Raw genomic sequence first — 18,630 nt, 5'->3', positions numbered from 1 at the left:
GCGGCGTGAACAGCCCGCCGGTCACCATGGGAGGGGTGACGATGAAGCGAGCGTTTCTTTGCCAGGCCGCACTGGCCGCTATCATGCTGGGCGGCGCGCAGGCCGAAGCGGCGACGGCCAAGCGGGCGAGCTTCGGCGCGCTGCCCGACGGCACGGCGGTCGAGGCGGTGACCCTGACCGGCAGCAACGGCGTCAGCGCGCGGATCATGACGCTGGGCGCCACGCTGCAGGCGTTCAACGCGCCCGACCGCAACGGCAAGGTCGCCGATGTCACGCTCGGCTATGACGATGCCGCCAGCTACATTAAGGCACCCAATTACTGGGGCCAGACCATCGGCCGTTATGCCAACCGCATCGCCGGCGGCAAGTTCGTGCTCGACGGCAAGACCTATCAGCTGACGCAGAACGACAAGGCCAATTCGCTGCACGGCGGCACGGTCGGCTTCGACAAGCGGGTGTGGCGGATCGTGTCGATGAAGGACGGCCCGACCGCCTCGGTCACGATGACGCTGAACAGCCCAAGCGGCGACCAGGGCTATCCCGGCACGCTCGACGTCACCGTCACCTATGCGCTGGACGACAAGGGCGCGCTGACGATCGATTTCGATGCGAAGAGCGATGCGCCGACCATCGTCAACCTGACCAACCATGCGCTGTTCGACATGGGCGGCGAGGGGAGCGCGATCGGCACGATGAACCATCGGCTGACCATGCCCGCCAGCCGCTATACGCCGATCAACGACGCGCTGATCCCGACCGGCGAGCGTCGCGCGGTCAAGGGCACGGTGTTCGACTTCACCCGCGGCCGCATCGTCGGACAGGATGTCCGCGACGGCCGCGATGCGCAGATCGTCGCCGGGCGCGGTTACGACCATAATTTCGTCCTCGATGCCGGGATCACGAAGGAGCCGAAGCTCGCCGCGCGGCTCGAAGACCCCGCCTCGGGCCGGGTGCTGGAGGTGCTGACGACCGAACCGGGCGTGCAGTTCTACTCGGGCAATTTCCTCGACGGCACGCTGGTCGGCAAGAAGGGCCATGTCTACCGCATGGGTGACGGTATCGCGCTGGAGCCGCAGAAGTTTCCCGACACGCCCAACCAGCCGGCGTTCGGGTCGGCACGGGTCGAGCCTGGCAAGCCGTACCACCACCGCATGGTCTACCGGGTGTCGGTGGCGCGCTGACGCTGCCTGTATTGTTTACGTCACCCCGGGCTTGACCCGGGGTCCCGCTTCTTCTGCTACCGTGAAAAAGAAGCGGGGCCCCGGATCAGGTCCGGGGTGACGATCCGGGGAAGAACCGCCCCCTTAATGCACATGCGCCAACGCACAATCGTCGCCGGTTTCGATCTGCACCGTCGCATGACCGATGCCAAAGTCCTGCTTCAGCCGATCGCCCAGTGCCGCCAGGAAGCCATCGCCCGGATGGCCACCGGGCACCACCAGATGCGCGGTCAGCGCGGTTTCGGTCGTGCTCATCGGCCAGATATGCAGGTCGTGGACCCGGCTGACGCCCGGCTGGCTGGCCAGCAGCTTCTCGACCGCCCCCGCATCGATCCCGCGCGGCACCGCCTGTAGCGCCAGCAGCAGCGATTCGCTCAGCAGCCCCCACGTCCCGATCAGGATGATCGCGACGACGATCAGGCTGACCAGCGGGTCGATCCACGTCGCACCGGTCGACAGGATCACCAGGCCCGCGACGACCACCCCCGCCGACACCGCCGCATCGGCGGCCATGTGGAGATAGGCGCCGCGAATATTGACGTCGCCATGCCGCCCCCGCGCGAACAGCAACGCGGTCGCAAGGTTCACGACGATTCCGGCGAGCGCAACCCACACCACCGGCCAGCCGTCGATCGGACGCGGGCTGCCCAGCCGCTGGATCGTCTCCAGCAGGATCGCGCCGACCGCGACCAGCAGCACCAGCGCATTGGCCAGCGCGGCAAGGATCGTCGACGCGCCCAGCCCATAGGTGAAGCGTCGGGTCGCGGGCCGCTTGGCCAGCTCCATGCCGCCCCATGCGATCAGCAGGCCCAGCACGTCGGACAAATTATGCCCGGCATCGGCCAGCAGCGCGACCGAATCGAACCAGAATCCGGCGCCGCCCTCGACGATGACGAAGCCGATGTTCAGCAGCGTCCCGATGGCAAAGGCCCGGCCGAAATCGGTCGGCATGTGGTGATGCCCGTGGCCATGCCCCTCGCCGTGATCGTGGTGGCCATGCCCGTGGTCGTGATGATGTGCGCCCATGCGCCGCCTTCTGGCACTGTCGCGCTACGCTGACCAGACGCGACCTGCCGCCGAAACTTGGGCAGGACCGGCCGAAACGGGATCGAAACGGCCCGTCGCGCGCTGATCCGGCAATTCCAGCGACCTTGGTCGCCAGCCGGGCAAATAGACGTACGGTATGAAACCCGATGAACCCATGGCACGCATCCTGATCGTCGATGACGACCCGGCCGTGCACGATTCCTATCGCATGTCGTTCGCCCCGTCGGAGGATGCGGCGGCGCTGGCCGATCTTGCCGCGCAGCTGTTCGATGATGCGACGCCGGACACGGCGGAACCGCTGCGCCTGCGCCTCGACCATGTGCATCAGGGGGAAGACGCGATCGTGGCGGTCGAACGCGCGGTGCGCGACGACCAGCGCTTTGCCGTCGCCTTCATCGACGTGCGGATGCCGCCGGGCATCGACGGCCGCGAAACCGCGCGGCGCATCCGGGCGATCGACCCGGAGGTGCAGATCGTCATCGTCACCGGCTATTCCGATTTTTCGCCGGCCCAGATCGCACGCGTTGCCGGCCCGCCCGACCGGCTATTCTATATCGCCAAGCCGTTCACCGCCGACGAGGTGGTGCAGACCGCCACCGCGCTGTCGCATCGCTGGCTGGCCGATCGCGCGCTTGCCAATACCCGTGCGACGCTGGCCGCCAAGATCGACGAGCTGGAGGAACAGGCGCGCGAGCTGGCCGCGAACGAGAGCAAGGCGATCCGCCTCGCCAATCGCGATCCGCTGACCGGTGCGCCCAACCGGCTGGCGTTCCTGCGCATCCTGTCCGAACAGGCGCGGCAACCGGGCAATTTCGCGATGGCGATGATCGATCTCGATCGGTTCAAGCTCATCAACGATACGCTCGGCCATCTGGTCGGCGACGAACTGATCCGCACCATCTGTGCGATCCTGATCGAACAGGTCGGCGAGGACGGGTTCGTCGCGCGGCTGGGCGGTGACGAATTCGGCGTGCTGCTGCGCGCCGATCACGCCGACGAAGCGGTGATGCGCTGCGAACGGCTGGTGCGGGCCTGCTCGGGCGATCTGCAGGTGTTCGGCCATCCGATCCAGGGCGCGGCATCGATCGGCGTGGTGATGGTCGCGGGGGAAGGCGGGCGCGAATCGGTCGACGTGATGCGCCGCGCCGATCTGGCGCTCAACGAGGCGAAGCGGTCGGGCCGCGGCGTCGTGCGGCTGTTCGACGACAGCATGGACGAATCGATCCGCTTTCGTCGTCGCGTCGAACAGGGGCTGACCCACGCGATCGCCAACGCCGAACTGGCGCTGCTGTATCAACCGATCGTGGCGCAGGACACCGGCGCGCTCGTCGGCTTCGAAGGGCTGCTGCGCTGGAACAGCCCCGATCATGGCACGATCGGCCCGGCGACGTTCATTCCCATCGCCGAGGAATCGAACCTGATCCACGATCTGGGCGATTGGGTGCTCGACGCCGCGTTGGCGATGCTGGGCGAATGGCCGGGGCAATATGTCTCGGTCAATTTCTCCCCGCGCCAGTTCCGGCGGCAGAATTTTGTCGGGCATCTGGTGGAAAAGGTGCAGCGCGCCGGCGTCGCCCCCGACCGGTTGCAGATCGAGATTACCGAAACCGCGATCTTTGACGATGCCGAACGCGCGGCCGACACGCTGTACCGGCTGCGGCAGATGGGGTTCCGCATCGCGCTCGACGATTTCGGGACCGGCTATTCGTCGCTCTATAACATCCGCAAGTTCGCGCTCGACTGCCTGAAGATCGATCGCAGCTTCATCGACGGAATGGGGCGTGAGCGCGAAAGCGCGGCGATCGTCCATTCGATCATCCATCTTGCCCGCGCTTTGCGGTTGCAGGTGATCGCCGAAGGGGTAGAGACCGAACATCAGGTGCAGGCGCTGCGGCTGGCGGGCTGTTCGCATCTGCAGGGCTATTATTTCGCGCGGCCGGTCGACGGCGCGACCGCGACCAGCATGGCACGTGACGGCATGGGACGGGAGCGGGCGACGACGACATGACGGCGCGCGACCCCCGTCCGGTCGATGCCATGCTCCTGCGCTGGCTGGTGCCGGTCGGTGGCGTCGGGGTCGGGGCGATCGCGGTCGTGCTGGCGGTGACGGTCGGGACGGGTGTGGCGCTGTGGAGTGCCCTTGCCGGCGGCGGGTTGCTCGTGCTGATGCTGGTGGCGCTGCGCATTGCCATTGCCCGCTGCGTCACCGATCCGCTGCGCCAGTTCGCGGGACAGGTGGCGGCGATGGCAACCTCGGGAGAGGCGGCACCGCATCCCTTGCCCGGCGCGCCCGCCGAAATCCGCGCCCTGTCGCGGCAGTCGACGCTGGTGCAGCGACAGATGCTGGAACAGGCGGGACAGCGCGAGCTGCGGTCGTTCCGGCTGGGCCGCACCGAAAGCCGCGCGGCGCTGGTCCACAACGCCCGCAATGCCCTGTCGCCGATCAGCGCGATCCTGTCGCACGGGCTTGCCCAGCCGCCGGTTGCCGAACGCAGCATGATCGAACGCGTCATCACCGAACTGGCGCAGCCGGACCTGCCGCCTGCCCGGCGCGAACGGCTCGCCGCGTTCATGATGACCGCGATCGATACGGTGGCGCGGGCGCGGGTGGAGCGGCTGGCGCAGTTCGAGACGGGTCGCGCGGCGCTGGCCAACATCCTCGACATCATCGGCGGGGCGCAGGACATGGCGGACGAGGCGCTGGTGCTCGACCGCTGCGACGTGACCGACCTGATCGCGCGCAACGGTGCCATCGCCCGCTATGGCGACGGCCATTCGATCGCGGTGTCCTTTCCCGCATCGCCGTGCTGGGTGCGGGCCGACCGGGTGATCCTGAGCCAGGTGATCGGCAACCTGTTCCGCAACGCCGCCGAAGCGATCGCGGCGCAGGGCGATGGCGACGGGCAGGTGCTCGTCACCGTGGCCGACGGGCCGGAGGTGACGGTGACGATCGCCGACGATGGCGACGGGTTCGATCCGGCCGATGCGCCGATGCTGTTCCAGCACGGCTATTCGACCCGCAAGGCCAAGTCCGGCGGCCTCGGCCTGCATTGGTGCGCGAACGGGATGGCGGCGATGGGTGGCAGCCTGCGGCTGGAAAGCGACGGGCCAGGCCTCGGTGCCCGCGCGGGCGACCGCTGACGCGGCGGGGCGCTTTCGATCCGGGACTGCGTTGCTCGTCGGTCACGATGCTATTGCATCGCTCCGCTCCTCGCGCCTTGCCCCGAACCGAAACCACCTCCGTGCCGGTGATCCAACATGGTCGGAAATCGCTCTAGGTAATCAGCGGCAATATCCGCGCGGCATCGGCATGGCGGCAGATCAGCAGGTCCGGCAGCCACGTATCCCGGCAGTTGTAATATAGCGGCGTGCCATCGATCCGCGACGCGTGTAGCCCGGCGGCAAGGGCCACCGCCACGGGTGCGCAGCTGTCCCATTCATATTGCCCACCGGCATGCAGGTAGATGTCGGCCTGCCCACGCACCACCGCCATCGCCTTTGCCCCGGCCGACCCCATCGGGATCAGCTCGGCACCGATCGCCTCGGCCACCGCCAGCGCCTGCGGCGCGGGGCGGGTGCGGCTGACGACCATGCGCGGACGCGGCGGGGCGGGGGGGACGATCGGCGCGGGGCTGCTCGACAGCACGACGCCCAGCGCGGGCAGCGCGACCGCGCCCGCCGTTGCCCGCCCGCCGACCGCCAGCGCGACATGCACCGCCCAGTCGTCGCGCCCCTCGGCATATTCGCGCGTGCCGTCCAGCGGATCGACGATCCACGTCTGCGACGCGGCGCAGCGCAGCTTGTCGTCGACCGACTCCTCCGACAGCACGAACGCGTCGGGCCGCGCCGCGCGCAGCCGGTCGAGGATCAGCATGTTGGCCGCCGCATCGGCACGGTCGCCCAGCGCCTTGCCCGTCTCGCGCCCCTCCGATCGGATCGCCAGCAACAGCTTGCCCGCCTCGGCGGCAATGGCGGTGGCCAGCAGCGCGTCGTCGGTCACAGCATCGGTATCCACACGCCCAGGATATGCTCGACGATCCGCTCGGCGGCGGCCTCCGGCGTCTCGCGCAGGGTGTCGACATGGATTTCGGGACGCAGCGGCGCTTCGTACGGGCTGTCGATGCCGGTGAAGTTGGCAAGGCCGCCGGCACGCGCCTTGGCATACAGCCCCTTCACGTCGCGTGCCTCGGCCACGGCCAGCGGGGTGTCGATGAACACCTCGACGAACTCGCCCTCGGGCAGCATCGCGCGCGCCAGGTCGCGTTCCGCGCGGAACGGAGAGATGAACGCGGTCAGCACGATCAGCCCGGCATCGGCCATCAGCTTCGCAACCTCGCCCACGCGGCGGACATTCTCCACCCGGTCGGCATCGGTAAAGCCCAGGTCGCGGTTCAGCCCATGGCGGACATTGTCGCCGTCGAGCAGGAAACTGTGCTTGCCCAGCGTATGCAGCTTCTTTTCGACCAGGTTGGCGATGGTCGACTTGCCCGATCCCGACAGGCCGGTGAACCACAGCACGCGGGGGCTCTGGTTCTTCTGCGCGGCATGGGCCTCGCGCGTGATGTCGAGCGACTGCCAGTGCACGTTCTGGCTGCGGCGCAGGCAATAGTCGATCATGCCGGCGGCGACGGTGGCATTGGTGATCTTGTCGATCAGGATGAACCCGCCAAGGTCGCGATTATCGGCATAGGGTTCGAACGCAATGCCGCGATCGGTGAACACGTCCGCCACACCGATATCGTTCAGTTGCAGCGTCTTGACCGACAATTCGGCCAGCGTGTTGACGTCGATCGCGTGGCGCGGCGGCTGGACCGTCGCCGACACGGTGCCCGATCCGGTCTTCAGCCAATAGGCGCGCCCCGGCAGCAAAGCCTCGCCGTCCATCCAGACGATCGTCGTGCGGAACTGGTCGGCGACCTGTGGCGGCGCGTCGGCGGCGGCGATGACGTCGCCGCGCGAACAGTCGATCTCGTCGGTGAGCGTGATCGTCACCGACTGGCCCGCCACCGCCTGGGGCAGGTCGCCGTCCATGGTGACGATGCGCGCGACCTTGCTGGTCCGGCCCGATGGCAGCACCCGCACCGCATCGCCCGGCCGCACCGTGCCGCTGGCGATCAGCCCGGCAAACCCGCGAAAGTCGAGGGTCGGGCGGTTGACCCACTGTACCGGCAGGCGGAAGGCACGCGCCGCCGCCGCTTCGCTGTCCAGCGCGACCGATTCGAGATGCTCGATCAGCGCCGGGCCGGCATACCATGGCGTATTGGCCGACGGGGCAGCGGCGATATTGTCGCCCTTGAACCCCGACAGCGGGATCGCGGTGAAGCCGGCGATGCCGATCGATTCGGCGAACGCGGCATAGTCGGCGACGATGCGGTCGAACGTCGCCTGGTCATAACCGACCAGATCCATCTTGTTCACCGCCAGCACGATGTGGCGGATGCCGATCAGGTGCGCCAGATAGCTGTGCCGCCGCGTCTGGGTCAGCACACCCTTGCGCGCGTCGATCAGGATCACCGCCAGGTCGGCGGTCGATGCGCCGGTCACCATGTTCCGCGTATATTGTTCGTGGCCGGGGGTATCGGCGACGATGAACTTGCGCTTTTCGGTCGCGAAGAAGCGATAGGCGACGTCGATGGTAATGCCCTGCTCGCGCTCGGCGGCGAGGCCGTCGACCAGCAGCGCGAAGTCGATCTCCTGCCCTTGCGTCCCGACCCGCTTCGAATCGCTCTCCAGCGCCGCCAGCTGATCCTCGAAGATCATCTTGGAATCATACAGCAGTCGGCCGATCAACGTCGACTTGCCATCGTCCACCGATCCGCAGGTGATGAATCGCAGCAGTGATTTCGACTGATGCTGCGCCAGATAGGCGTCGATATCGTCGGCGATCAGCGCATCGGGGGTATAGGCGGGGGCGGGCGTCTGGGCGTTCATATCTGCACGTCACCCCAGCGAAGGCTGGGGTCTCCCTGAAATGAGGGGATTCTATCGGCGGGAGGCCCCGGCCTTCGCCGGGGTTGACGCTTCGTCACGCTGCGCATGACGTGGCGCCATCAAAAATAACCCTCCTGCTTCTTCTTTTCCATGCTGGCCGATCCCGCATCGCGGTCGATCGCGCGGCCTTGCCGTTCGGAGGTGGTGGTCAGCAGCATTTCCTGAATGACCTCGGAAAGCGTCGCCGCCTCGCTCTCCACCGCGCCGGTCAGCGGATAGCAGCCGAGCGTGCGGAAGCGGATCGACCGCTCGACCGGGACCTCGCCGGGGTTGAGCGGAAACCGGTCGTCATCGACCATCAGCAACATGCCGTCGCGCTCCACGGTCGGGCGGTGCGCGGCGAAATACAGCGGCACGATCTCGATCTGCTCGGCCAGGATATATTGCCAGATGTCGAGTTCGGTCCAGTTCGACAGCGGAAAGACGCGGATCGATTCGCCCTTCGCTTTGCGCGCGTTATACAGGTGCCACAGCTCGGGCCGCTGCGCCTTCGGGTCCCAACGGTGATTGGCCGATCGGAACGAGAAGACGCGCTCCTTTGCCCGACTCTTTTCCTCGTCGCGCCGCGCGCCGCCGAACGCCGCGTCGAAGCCATACTGGTCGAGCGCCTGTTTCAGCCCCTCGGTCTTCCACAGGTCGGTGTGCAGGCTGCCATGGTCGAACGGATTGATCCCGCGCGCTTGTGCATCCGGATTCCGATGGACCAGCAATTCCATGCCGGCACCCTGCGCCGCCTTGTCGCGCAGGTCGTACATCGCGCGGAATTTCCACGTCGTGTCGACATGCAGCAGCGGGAAAGGCGGCGGGGCGGGATAGAAAGCCTTCTTGGCGAGATGCAGCATCACCGCCGAATCCTTGCCGACCGAATAGAGCATGACCGGGCGTTCGGCCTCGGCCACGACTTCGCGCAGGATATGGATGCTCTCCGCTTCCAGGCGCTGGAGATGGGTGAGGCGATCGGTCGGGAGGTCGGTCATGTCGGGATCGCAGGTAGCGATCCGGGTCCGGCCACCAAAACAACGATTCCTGCAGCGCGCGCCAGTTCAGCTATCGCGCAATGTTTGGGAGAGGGGGCTTGGCATGCCAACGCGCGACGGTCGGCCCAAACACGAATCAAAAGCGCCTGGACCCGCCCGGCGAACCGGATGGATCCAGGCGCCGGTTCCGTTCAGATCGGACGCAGATCGTCGCCGTAATGATCACGGAACAGCGCAAAAAATGCCTGCATTTTCTTTCTCCCAGTTACGCCGAAGCGTTCGTAACCATTAACGGAAAATTAACCGAACACCAAACCTGAATCACAGCCATTCGACGCAATCCGAGGGCGTTCGTCGTTAACCGAAGTTTTGCAGTTGGGCCTGTAGCGAGGACCGGCCATGCGCCGCGCCAAATCGGATCATTTCCCGCTTGCCGGGACCAGACATCGCCCGCGATCCCGTCGCGGGGCGCCGATTCGCGATGCGGCCGGGGTGGCGAACGTGCTGCGCGAGCTGCCGCCCTACCGCTTCCTGCTGCTGGCCGAACTGGAAGATTTCGCGGCGTTCCGCCGCAGCGTCGGGGTGTCGCGCGCCCGTCTGGTGATCGAGGATGTGATGGCGCGCCTGCTGCGGGCGTTGCCGATGATGCGTGCCACGCCATCGGGGCAGAAGGCGCTGGAGCTGTCGTTCGAATGTGATTCGTCGGCAGCGGGCGTCGCCATCGCCGAACAGGTGCGCGCAGCCATGGCCGACCCGTTCGACCTCGATGGCGAAACCTTTCGCCTGTCGTTGCGAATCGGCGGCGTCGGCGCGCCCACGCCGGATGCCGACGACCTGCGGCTGGTCGAGGGTGCCGAGCAGGCGCTGGTCGATGCGCGGGAAATCCGCAGCGACGTTGTTCGCGACCTTGCCAACCCGTCGGCGGGCGACGATCCGATCCAGTTGATGCGCGAATTGCCCGATGCGATCGCCAGCGGGCAAATCTTCCTGCAATATCAGCCGAAGGTGCGGGTGCGGCAGCAGCGGGTGGTCGGCGCCGAAGCGCTGGTCCGCTGGCGCCATCCGGTGCGCGGGCTGATCCTGCCAGGCATGTTCATCGAAGCGGCCGAGCGATCCGACACGATCGGCCCCCTGACACTGTGGATCATCGAACGTGCGATCGCCGATCAGCGGGTGCTGGCCGCGCGCGGGCATGACATCCCGGTCTTTATCAACATTTCCGGCATCCTGCTGTCGGATGCGGGCTTCGTCCGCGACGCCTGCGCGCTGGTCACTGCGGGCGGGGCGAAGATCGGGTTCGAGATTACCGAAACGGCGGTGATCCGCGATCCGGAAAGCGCCATCGCCAATCTGCGCATCTTCGCCGATATCGGGGTGCCGCTGTCGATCGACGACTACGGCGCGGGGCTGTCGTCGCTCGCCTATCTCAAGCGTCTGCCCGCCTCGGAGCTGAAGATCGACAAATTGTTCGTGACGCAGCTCACCAGCAGCAATCGCGACCCGCTGATCGTCCGGTCGACGATCGACCTCGCCCATGCGCTCGACATGGAGGTGACCGCCGAGGGTGTCGAAACTCCGGCGGCGCTGGCGCTGCTGGGGGTGATGGGCTGCGACATGGTGCAGGGGTTCCTCATCAGTCGTCCGATCGAATTTCCCGCGTTCCTGACCTTCCTGTCGGAAGACCGGCATGTCGCGGCGATGGCTGGGCCGCGTTTCTCGTTCCGGCGCAATGAAGGGCAGTGGAAGGCGGGTTGATGCACGCCGGCCGCTGGCCATCGATGGCGAAAGTGTACCGAATGCCTTCTCGATCGGGTCGTTGTCTCCTTGCCTTGCTGGTCCTGCCCCTGTCGATCGGCGTGGCCGGCGCGCAGGATGGGGACGGACTGCTGGAGCGTCGCTACGACACGGTGCGCAGCCGTCTGGCGGCCGAGCCCGAACGCGGCTTGCACGAAAGCGAAGCGCTGGAGCGCGAGGCGATCGCGCGCGACGGGCGACAGTCGCGCCTAGCCGCGGCCAGCATCTGGCTGCAGGCCGAAGCCTATTCGCGCATGGGCGACGCGACCAATGCCCGCCGCGAAATCGCCCACGCGCTGGCAATCGCCAGCAGGATCAAGCCACGCATCGCATTGGAGGGCGACATCCTCCGGACCCGCGGCGACGTCGCCTCCGACAGCGGCGGGGTCGCCCTTGCCCTGGCGGACTATCAGGCCGCCTACCGCATCTATCGCGAAACCGGCGACCGGCGGGGGCAGGCGATGGCATTGCTCAGCATCGGCGCGCTCTATCGCCAGGGCGCGGATTTCGATGCGGCCCTGCGCTATTACGGCCAGGCGATCGACACCTATGCCGCCGATCCGCCGCTGCTGGTCTCGCTCCTGAACAATCGCGGCAACGTCCTGACCGAGATGGGGCAATATCAGCGCGCGCTCGCCGATTTCCGGCGTGGCCTCGTCCTGGTGCGGGAGGTCAGGAACCCGATCTTCGAAGCGCGGATCTTCGGGAATATCGCCAGGGCCTATCATGGCGCCAAGCAGCTGGACGCCGCATGGCAGGCGGCGGTGCGGGGCATCGCGATCGCGCGCGCCGCAGGATCGTTGGCTACCGTCGGGCAGTTACAGGCGCTTGCCGGCAGGATCGCGATCGATCGCGGTCATGCCGCGCTGGCCGTGAAGCTGGTGGACGACGCCTTTGCCGACGTCGACCTGAAGAAGACGCCGCTGACCGCGCGGGACAATCATCGCAACGCCTATGGCGTCTATGCGGCTGCTGGCGAAACGGCGAAGGCGCTCCTGCATCTGGAGGCCCTCGACCGGCTGAATGCCCAGGCAACGCAACTGACCACCTCGACCAAGACCGCGCTGATGGCGGCACGGTTCGATTTCCAGAACCAGGAACTGCGCATCGCGCGGCTGAAGCAGGAGGAATTGCGCCGCAACGTCGCGTTCGAACGCGAAAGCGCGCGGTTCCAGCGGACGCTGTTCGGCAGCATCGCGGCGGCGGTGGCGGTGCTCGTCGCGCTGCTGGTCTTCGGCGTCGTCACGCTTCGCCGCAGCCGCGACGCGATCCGGCGGGCCAATATCGACCTTGCCGCGACCAATGCCGCGCTCGAACAGGCGCTGAAGGCGAAGGGCGATTTCCTCGCGACGACCAGCCACGAGATTCGCACCCCGCTGAACGGCATTCTCGGCATGGCGCAGGTCATGCTGCGTGACGACCGGCTGGCGCCCGAAATGCGCGACCGGCTGGATATCATCCACGACGCCGGGGTGACCATGCGGTCGCTGGTCGACGACATTCTCGACGTGGCGAAGATGCAGTCGGGCAAGCTGACCGTCGAACGCGTGCCGACCGATCTGGTCGCCACCACCCAGGACCTCGCCCGGCTGTGGCGGCGCCAGGCCGAGGATCGCGGGCTGCGCTTCGTCCTCGACCTGGGCGACGTGCCCCGGTGGGTGGAGGGGGACCCGGTGCGGTTGCGGCAGATCATGTTCAACCTGTTGTCGAACGCGTTGAAGTTCACCCAATCCGGCGAAATCGCGATGCGGGTCGCCGTCCGGGGGGGGCGGCTGTCGATCGCGGTGGCCGATACCGGCATCGGGATCGCGCCCGAGCGGCTGGAGGACGTGTTCGAATCGTTCCAGCAGGCCGACAACAGCACGACCCGCCGGTTCGGCGGCACCGGCCTTGGCCTGACCATCTGTCGCAATCTGGCGCGGGCGATGGGCGGCGACATCACCGTCGACAGCGTGCCCGGCAGGGGCACGACCTTCACGCTCGACCTGCCGCTGGTACCGGTCGCGCCCGAATCGGACGAGGCGTCTTCGGCCGATGCCGCCCCGGTCGAAACGCTGGTGATCCTCGAGCGCAATCCGATCGCGCGCGGCATGATGCGCACGCTGTTCGCCCGCCATATCGGCGAAACGGCGTTCGTCGACGATGCCGGCGCGCTTCGCGAACGGCTGTCGCAGGCGGAAACGCGGAGAGTGCTGGTCGACATGGCGTCGTTGTCCGCCGGGTCGGCGGACCCGGTGCGCGACCTGTCCGACCTGGCAGCGCTTGCCAAGGCGCGCAATTTGCGAATCGTCGCCATGACCCGCGCGCATGATGAAATCCACCTTGAAGGAAAAAATGTCAGATTGCTGCAAAAACCTGTTTCGGCTACGCAACTAATCGACGCGCTGTTTGTAGAGCAGCTAGAAGGCGCGCCCGCGGTGTCCCTTGTACCGAACGCCGCATAGCGCGATAGCGGGTTGCCATATGAACAGCGTCCTATCCTTCTGCGTCCGATCGGCGAACACACGATGAAAATCCTGTTCGTCGAGGATGATGCGATGAATCGTCGGGTCGTCCGCGACATGCTCGACGTGGCCGGGGCGGCCATGGTCGAGGCCGATTGCGCCGAAGCAGGGCTGCGGCGAATCGACGAGGATGATTACGATCTGGTCCTGCTCGACCTGCGCATGCCCGGCATGGACGGGTTCGAGGTGATCCGGCGGGTCCGCGCCCGCAATGATGCGAAGCGGACGCTGCCGATCATCATCGTGACTGCCGACACCGCGATCGACCTGACCGAGCGCTGCATTGCCGCCGGTGCCGACGAAGTGCTGTTCAAGCCGGTGGCGATGGACGCGCTGTTCGATGCGATCGGACGAATCCTTGCCGGACGTGCCGGAGGCGATCTGATCTTCTGAAACATGGCGGTTTGACTTGCCCGGCGGGGACAGTCCTGTTAGGGGGATTCGTCACGCCGCAGCCATGCTTCGGCGAACCCTATTCTATTGCGATAAAGACCCGGAGTTTTACGGCCCCATGCAGATCATCGTCCGTGACAACAATGTCGATCAGGCCCTTCGTGCGCTGAAGAAGAAGCTGCAGCGCGAAGGCGTGTATCGCGAGATGAAGCTGCGCCGTCACTACGAAAAGCCGTCGGAAAAGCGCGCTCGCGAGCGTGCCGCCGCCGTCCGTCGCGCCCGCAAGCTGGAGCGCAAGCGGATGGAACGCGACAGCGCCCGGTAAATACCGAATCGGGTCGCGGGCCAGCGGGCCGGCGACCCTGCTGGTACTGCGATGCGGCGCCGTGTGCCGCACGATAAGGGGTTTCGATGTCGGTCACTGCCGTTCCGCTGCGTCCCGTCAAGCAGCGTCATATCACCTGGATATGGGTTGGTATCGTGCTGGCCGTGCTGCTCGCAGCCGGGTTCGCATGGGCCGGCACGCGTAGCGATGTCGATTCGTTCCTGTCGGGCAATGCATCGCGCCCTGGCATCGTGACGACCGCCAGCGGCCTGCAATATGAAGTGCTGACCAAGGGTACCGGCCCGACCCCGACCGACGCCGATGTCGCGCTGGTCAACTATGTCGGCAAGTTCACCGACGGCACCGTGTTCGATCAGAGCCGGCAGCCGACCCCGATGTCGCCGAAGGGCGTCGTTTCGGGCTTTGGCGAAGCGATCAAGCTGATGCCGAAGGGGGCGAAGTACCGGTTCTGGGTGAAGCCGGAACTGGGCTATGCCGCGCCGCGTCCCGAAGGCGCGCCGCCGATGTCGCCGGAAGTCGAAAAGCTGGCGAAGCAGGTGCTGGTGTTCGATGTCGAGATGATCGACTTCATTCCGGAAACCGTCCTGCAGCAGTTGCAGATGCAGCAGATGATGCAGCAGCAACAGCAGCAGGGAGGCGCGGTCCCGCCGCCGGGTGCGGGAGCGCCGCCGGTCGGGCGCTGAGGCCGACAGGATCGATCGCAGACGGCGCCGGGCTTCCGGCGCCGTTTTCGTTTGTCTGGCGGATCGATGCGATCGGGGACGGTGTAGAAAGGGATGCGTCCTTTCCAGCGCGGCGTGCAGGCGGCGGAGGTCGCCATCTCCGGTGCGTAGCGTTCGCGGCGTCGCCCGTCGCGCACGGCGATCGCGAACGGGCGAATCGAGTAGCGACCGCATCGCCTGACCCGCCGGTTTCGTGGTAGGTGCACGGCATGGCTTCCCCCTTCTCCCCCCGCGTCCAGCGCGGGTCCCGTTTCCGGCTTGTGGCGTGGGCGCTGCTGGCGCTGCCGACCCTGGGCGCGGCGCCGATGCCGGTGTCAGCGGACGGGGCAACGCTGGAGGCGCTGCGGGCGGCCGATCTGCGACTGGGGGCAATCGGCTATCGACTGGCGACGGCCAATGCCTCGCTATGCGCCGACGTCGCGCCGGTGCCGGGCATGGTGGTGCATGCGATCGACCAATATGCCGAGGCGGAGCAGCCGGCGGCCCGCGCCGTATTCGGCTTTGCGACCGGTGTCGCGGTCGAGGGCGTGGTACCGGGCAGCCCCGCCGCCCGCGCCGGGGTGCGCGCCGATGATTCGATCGTCAGCGTCAATGGACAGCCGGTCCCGACGGCTAGCGGTGGAGGGCATGTCCGCACCCGCGACGCGGTGGCCGCGCTGATCGATTCGCAACCGGTCGACCGGCCGCTCACACTGGTTCTGCGGCGGGGCGGTGTCGACCGCACGATCGGCATCGCGCCATCGCCAGGATGCCGGACGCTGTTCGAACTGCGAGTGGGAACCGCGTTGGATGCGGTCGCCGATGGACGGCTCGTGCAGATTTCGAGCGCATTCCTCGACCGATTCGCCGATCCGCAAGTGGCGGTCGTCGTTGCGCACGAACTGTCGCACAATATCCTGCGGCATCATGCCCGGCTGGACGCGGCGAAGGTCAGTCGCGGCCTGCTGCGCGAACTGGGCCGCAACGGCCGCATCCATCGCCAGACCGAGGACGATGCCGACCGGCTGGGCGTCCATCTTTTGCGCAATGCGGGATGGGACCCACAGGAGGCGGTGCGATTCTGGCAGGGGCCGGGCGCGCGAATCGATGGCGGGATATTCCACAGTAGAACGCATTCATCGGCAGCGACACGCGCCGAATTGATTGCGGGTGAACTGGCAACCCTGCCGAATGGGGCGCCCATTCCGTACCAACCGCCAATACTGGCAACCCGCAACGCGCCTCTATCCTGAGGGGAAATGCGCCGGATCGAGCCTGTTGGGCCGGCGGAACTGTTTTTCGTGTCGGAACTAAGTAGAATTTAACCTGTTCCGGCGCAGTGACCCGCGCGACCACTATTGGTCCGCACGGCCAAACGGCTGGTCGCGAACGGGACGATAGTACTTGCAGGTGGCGTGCTGCTATGCAAAAGGCGATCCGACGTAGAGTTTTGCAAGGGAGTGTAGAAATGGGTTTTGCCAAGAAGATGCTGATCGCGGCCTCGGCCGTGTCGATGACCGTCGCTCCGACGATCGCCAACGCTGCCAACGCTTCGAAGCTGTCGGTTGCTCGCGCGTCGGCGCCGGCTGCCAAGGGTGAGAAGCTGGCCGGCGGCGGCATCATCGTCGCTCTGCTGGCTGCTGCTGCCGTCGTTGCAGGCATCGTTGTCGTCGCCGACTCGGACAGCGATTCGGACAGCAACTGATTGTTCGCGCGGGCAACCGCGCTACGATCTGCGGAAAGGGCGTCCCTCACGGGGCGCCCTTTTTCGTTGGGCGCCCTGCCGGCGATGCGTAGCGCGCTGGGGACGATGTTTAGCCTGCGGTGATGGCGGACGGCACGTCCCGCCAGATCAGTCGACGCTGGCGCCGCTGCCCTCCGGGCAGGCGGTGGTCAGGAACCGGTACGAATCGCCCGCCAGCACCAATGCGGTCAGCCGTCCCGTGCGGTAGGCGCCGGTATCGATCCCGATCCGGTTGCTACGGACATCGGGTTCCTCGGTCACGGTATGGCCATGGACGACGAACCGTTCGTGACGACTATGATGGTCGAGGAACGGGGCCCGGATCCAGAGCAGGTCGGAGGATTTCTGATCGTCCAGCGCGACGCCGGGGCGGATGCCGGCATGGACCAGGACATAATCGTCGATGACGATCCGATCCGGCAGCGTCCGCAGGAAATCGAGATGCGCGGCCGGTACATGGTCAAGGATCAGGCGCTGGACGCCCTTCAAATCCTCGCGTTCATAGGTCGCGTCGTCGACGCCGTAGCTGAGCACGGTTTCGCGGCCGCCGGCCCGGTTGAAGATACCGAGCGCCTGGCGCGACCCGGCGGCGGCCTCCAGCAACAATTCCTCATGATTGCCGCACAGGCAATGGACGTCCTCGCTCGCGGCGCACAGCGCCATCACCCGTTCGACGACGCCGCGCGAATCGGGGCCGCGATCGATCAGGTCGCCGAGGAAGACGAGGGTCACCCGCCGGTCGCCACGCTCCGGATCGGCGTCGATCCGGGCCAGCAGATCCTCCAGGCAATCGAGCCGTCCATGGATGTCGCCGATCGCATAAACGACGCGGCCATCGGCAATGCGGGGCGCAGGTGCGGCGGCCCGGCGAAATAACTTGGAGAAGACCATGATATTCTAACGCCTCTATGCCAAAGGGGCTGCACGATCAATGAACCGGGTGGCGGCGCGGGGCGAAACGCGTTTGCCAGCCGGTCGATGACGTTCTATTGCAGTGCAGCAAATTTGGGATGGAAGCGATGACGATCAAGAAGGTACGCAAGGCAGTCTTTCCGGTCGCCGGTCTCGGCACGCGGTTTCTTCCCGCCACGAAGTCGATGCCGAAGGAAATGCTGACCGTCGTCGACAAGCCGCTGATCCAATATGCGGTCGAAGAGGCGCTGGAAGCCGGCATCGAACAGATCATCTTCGTCACCGGCCGCGGCAAGGGCGCGCTGGAGGATCATTTCGACGTTTCCTACGAACTGGAAGCGACGATGAAGGCACGCGGCAAGTCGATGGCGCTGATCGAGGGCATCCGCCAGAAGCCGGGTTCGCCGGTCTATGTCCGCCAGCAGGAGCCACTGGGCCTCGGCCATGCGGTGTGGTGCGCGCGCGAGATCGTCGGTGACGAGCCGTTCGCGGTGCTGCTGCCCGACGAGCTGATGGTCGGCGGCTTCCTGAAGCAGATGGTCGACGCCTATAACCAGGTCGGCGGCAACGTGATCGGTGCGCTGGAAGTGCCCGACAGCGAAACCGATAAGTACGGCATCATTTCGCCGGGCAAGACCGACGGTCGCCTGACCGAAGTCACCGCGCTGGTCGAAAAGCCCAAGGGCAAGGCGCCGTCGAACCTGATGATCCCGGGCCGCTACATCCTGCAGCCCGAAGTGATGCAGATCCTCGATTCGCAGGAGCCGGGCGCCGGTGGCGAGATCCAGCTGACCGACGCGATGGCCAAGCTGATCGGGAACCAGCCGTTCCACGGCTTCACCTTCGACGGCAAGCGCTACGACTGTGGCGACAAGGCCGGTTGGGTGCAGGCGAACATCGCGCTGGCGCTGGCGCGCGCGGACATCGGTCCGGCGGTGCGGGCGTTCGCCGAGGAAGCACTGGCCAACTGAGCCACGGGGCGGGGGCTTGTTTCCTCCGCC

16 protein-coding genes are annotated in these 18,630 nt (G+C 66.6%); 11 read left to right on the top strand and 5 right to left on the bottom strand.

Translation table 11 applies throughout. The features are described 5' to 3' along the window. Positions 1-41 precede the first annotated feature (41 nt). Positions 42-1,181: an aldose epimerase family protein gene (locus tag ASE67_RS13280; RefSeq protein ID WP_055762197.1), complete on the top strand. Its 1,140-nt coding sequence runs from the start codon at positions 42-44 to the stop codon at positions 1,179-1,181. A 123-nt stretch (positions 1,182-1,304) separates the two neighbouring features. Here ASE67_RS13280 and ASE67_RS13275 read toward each other — a convergent pair whose 3' ends face one another. After that, positions 1,305-2,246: a cation diffusion facilitator family transporter gene (locus ASE67_RS13275; protein ID WP_055762194.1), complete on the bottom strand. Its 942-nt coding sequence runs from the start codon at positions 2,244-2,246 to the stop codon at positions 1,305-1,307. A gap of 175 nt (positions 2,247-2,421) precedes the next feature. Here ASE67_RS13275 and ASE67_RS13270 point away from each other — a divergent pair, with 175 nt between their 5' ends. Beyond that, positions 2,422-4,275: a putative bifunctional diguanylate cyclase/phosphodiesterase gene (locus tag ASE67_RS13270; RefSeq protein WP_055762191.1), complete on the top strand. Its 1,854-nt coding sequence runs from the start codon at positions 2,422-2,424 to the stop codon at positions 4,273-4,275. After that, positions 4,272-5,408: a sensor histidine kinase gene (locus ASE67_RS13265; RefSeq protein ID WP_055762189.1), complete on the top strand. Its 1,137-nt coding sequence runs from the start codon at positions 4,272-4,274 to the stop codon at positions 5,406-5,408. The genes ASE67_RS13270 and ASE67_RS13265 overlap by 4 nt, the downstream gene beginning before the upstream one ends. A gap of 133 nt (positions 5,409-5,541) precedes the next feature. On the opposite strand, the gene ASE67_RS13260 is transcribed toward ASE67_RS13265, so the two are convergent. From ASE67_RS13260 to cysD, 3 genes are all read right to left on the bottom strand, one after another. Next, the gene (locus tag ASE67_RS13260) at positions 5,542-6,267 is read right to left on the bottom strand and encodes a 3'(2'),5'-bisphosphate nucleotidase CysQ (RefSeq protein ID WP_055762898.1); all 726 of its coding nucleotides are present in this window, start codon (positions 6,265-6,267) and stop codon (positions 5,542-5,544) included. Then, complete coding sequence (cysN, locus tag ASE67_RS13255; RefSeq protein WP_055762186.1) at positions 6,264-8,198, bottom strand: sulfate adenylyltransferase subunit CysN; 1,935 nt, start codon at positions 8,196-8,198, stop codon at positions 6,264-6,266. Before cysN ends, ASE67_RS13260 begins: the two co-directional genes overlap by 4 nt. 119 nt (positions 8,199-8,317) lie before the next feature. Then, positions 8,318-9,235, bottom strand: coding sequence for a sulfate adenylyltransferase subunit CysD (cysD, locus tag ASE67_RS13250; RefSeq protein ID WP_055762183.1), 918 nt, complete (start codon positions 9,233-9,235; stop codon positions 8,318-8,320). Between the two features lie 399 nt (positions 9,236-9,634). On the opposite strand from cysD, the gene ASE67_RS17795 reads away from it, so the two are divergent. The 7 genes from ASE67_RS17795 (at position 9,635) to ASE67_RS13215 (ending at position 16,678) form a co-directional block, all read left to right on the top strand. Then, a complete protein-coding gene (locus tag ASE67_RS17795) occupies positions 9,635-10,990 on the top strand; it encodes an EAL domain-containing protein (RefSeq protein WP_082457131.1) in 1,356 nt (451 codons plus the stop codon). A 74-nt stretch (positions 10,991-11,064) separates the two neighbouring features. Next, on the top strand, positions 11,065-13,473 hold the full coding sequence (locus ASE67_RS13240) for an ATP-binding protein (RefSeq protein ID WP_055762178.1): 2,409 nt from the start codon (positions 11,065-11,067) through the stop codon (positions 13,471-13,473). 63 nt (positions 13,474-13,536) lie between these two features. Further along, complete coding sequence (locus ASE67_RS13235) at positions 13,537-13,926, top strand: response regulator (protein WP_055762894.1); 390 nt, start codon at positions 13,537-13,539, stop codon at positions 13,924-13,926. Positions 13,927-14,044: 118 nt separating this feature from the next. Continuing rightward, positions 14,045-14,251 carry a 30S ribosomal protein S21 gene (rpsU, locus tag ASE67_RS13230; RefSeq protein WP_010545388.1) on the top strand — a complete coding sequence of 69 codons (207 nt, stop codon included), beginning with the start codon at positions 14,045-14,047 and terminating at the stop codon, positions 14,249-14,251. 86 nt (positions 14,252-14,337) lie between these two features. Beyond that, positions 14,338-14,955, top strand: coding sequence for an FKBP-type peptidyl-prolyl cis-trans isomerase (locus ASE67_RS13225; protein WP_055762175.1), 618 nt, complete (start codon positions 14,338-14,340; stop codon positions 14,953-14,955). Between the two features lie 248 nt (positions 14,956-15,203). Beyond that, positions 15,204-16,226: a M48 family metallopeptidase gene (locus ASE67_RS13220; protein WP_055762172.1), complete on the top strand. Its 1,023-nt coding sequence runs from the start codon at positions 15,204-15,206 to the stop codon at positions 16,224-16,226. A 215-nt stretch (positions 16,227-16,441) separates the two neighbouring features. After that, on the top strand, positions 16,442-16,678 hold the full coding sequence (locus ASE67_RS13215) for a hypothetical protein (RefSeq protein WP_200909374.1): 237 nt from the start codon (positions 16,442-16,444) through the stop codon (positions 16,676-16,678). Between the two features lie 147 nt (positions 16,679-16,825). On the opposite strand, the gene ASE67_RS13210 is transcribed toward ASE67_RS13215, so the two are convergent. Next, positions 16,826-17,608 (bottom strand): metallophosphoesterase family protein, encoded by a 783-nt coding sequence (locus ASE67_RS13210; RefSeq protein ID WP_055762169.1) that lies wholly within the window; start codon positions 17,606-17,608, stop codon positions 16,826-16,828. 128 nt (positions 17,609-17,736) lie between these two features. On the opposite strand from ASE67_RS13210, the gene galU reads away from it, so the two are divergent. After that, positions 17,737-18,600, top strand: a complete 864-nt coding sequence (galU, locus tag ASE67_RS13205; protein WP_055762887.1) for a UTP--glucose-1-phosphate uridylyltransferase GalU — start codon at positions 17,737-17,739, stop codon at positions 18,598-18,600. Positions 18,601-18,630: the final 30 nt, after the last annotated feature.

This window comes from Sphingomonas sp. Leaf23, assembly GCF_001421585.1.
Lineage (GTDB): Bacteria > Pseudomonadota > Alphaproteobacteria > Sphingomonadales > Sphingomonadaceae > Sphingomonas.
The sequence above is the reverse complement of the archived record's forward strand: the minus strand, read 5'-3'. Positions and strand labels throughout refer to the sequence as shown.

Bases quoted from the DNA above. Each gene is read 5' to 3' on its own strand.
- ASE67_RS13225 (WP_055762175.1), top strand. From the start codon at position 14,338: ATGTCGGTCACTGCCGTTCCGCTGCGTCCCGTCAAGCAGCGTCATATC.
- ASE67_RS13275 (WP_055762194.1), bottom strand. From the start codon at position 2,246: ATGGGCGCACATCATCACGACCACGGGCATGGCCACCACGATCACGGC.
- galU (WP_055762887.1), top strand. From the start codon at position 17,737: ATGACGATCAAGAAGGTACGCAAGGCAGTCTTTCCGGTCGCCGGTCTC.
- ASE67_RS17795 (WP_082457131.1), top strand. From the start codon at position 9,635: ATGCGCCGCGCCAAATCGGATCATTTCCCGCTTGCCGGGACCAGACAT.
- ASE67_RS13210 (WP_055762169.1), bottom strand. From the start codon at position 17,608: ATGGTCTTCTCCAAGTTATTTCGCCGGGCCGCCGCACCTGCGCCCCGC.
- rpsU (WP_010545388.1), top strand. From the start codon at position 14,045: ATGCAGATCATCGTCCGTGACAACAATGTCGATCAGGCCCTTCGTGCG.
- ASE67_RS13215 (WP_200909374.1), top strand. From the start codon at position 16,442: ATGGGTTTTGCCAAGAAGATGCTGATCGCGGCCTCGGCCGTGTCGATG.
- ASE67_RS13270 (WP_055762191.1), top strand. From the start codon at position 2,422: ATGGCACGCATCCTGATCGTCGATGACGACCCGGCCGTGCACGATTCC.
- cysD (WP_055762183.1), bottom strand. From the start codon at position 9,235: ATGACCGACCTCCCGACCGATCGCCTCACCCATCTCCAGCGCCTGGAA.
- ASE67_RS13235 (WP_055762894.1), top strand. From the start codon at position 13,537: ATGAAAATCCTGTTCGTCGAGGATGATGCGATGAATCGTCGGGTCGTC.
- ASE67_RS13220 (WP_055762172.1), top strand. From the start codon at position 15,204: ATGGCTTCCCCCTTCTCCCCCCGCGTCCAGCGCGGGTCCCGTTTCCGG.
- ASE67_RS13265 (WP_055762189.1), top strand. From the start codon at position 4,272: ATGACGGCGCGCGACCCCCGTCCGGTCGATGCCATGCTCCTGCGCTGG.
- ASE67_RS13280 (WP_055762197.1), top strand. From the start codon at position 42: ATGAAGCGAGCGTTTCTTTGCCAGGCCGCACTGGCCGCTATCATGCTG.
- cysN (WP_055762186.1), bottom strand. From the start codon at position 8,198: ATGAACGCCCAGACGCCCGCCCCCGCCTATACCCCCGATGCGCTGATC.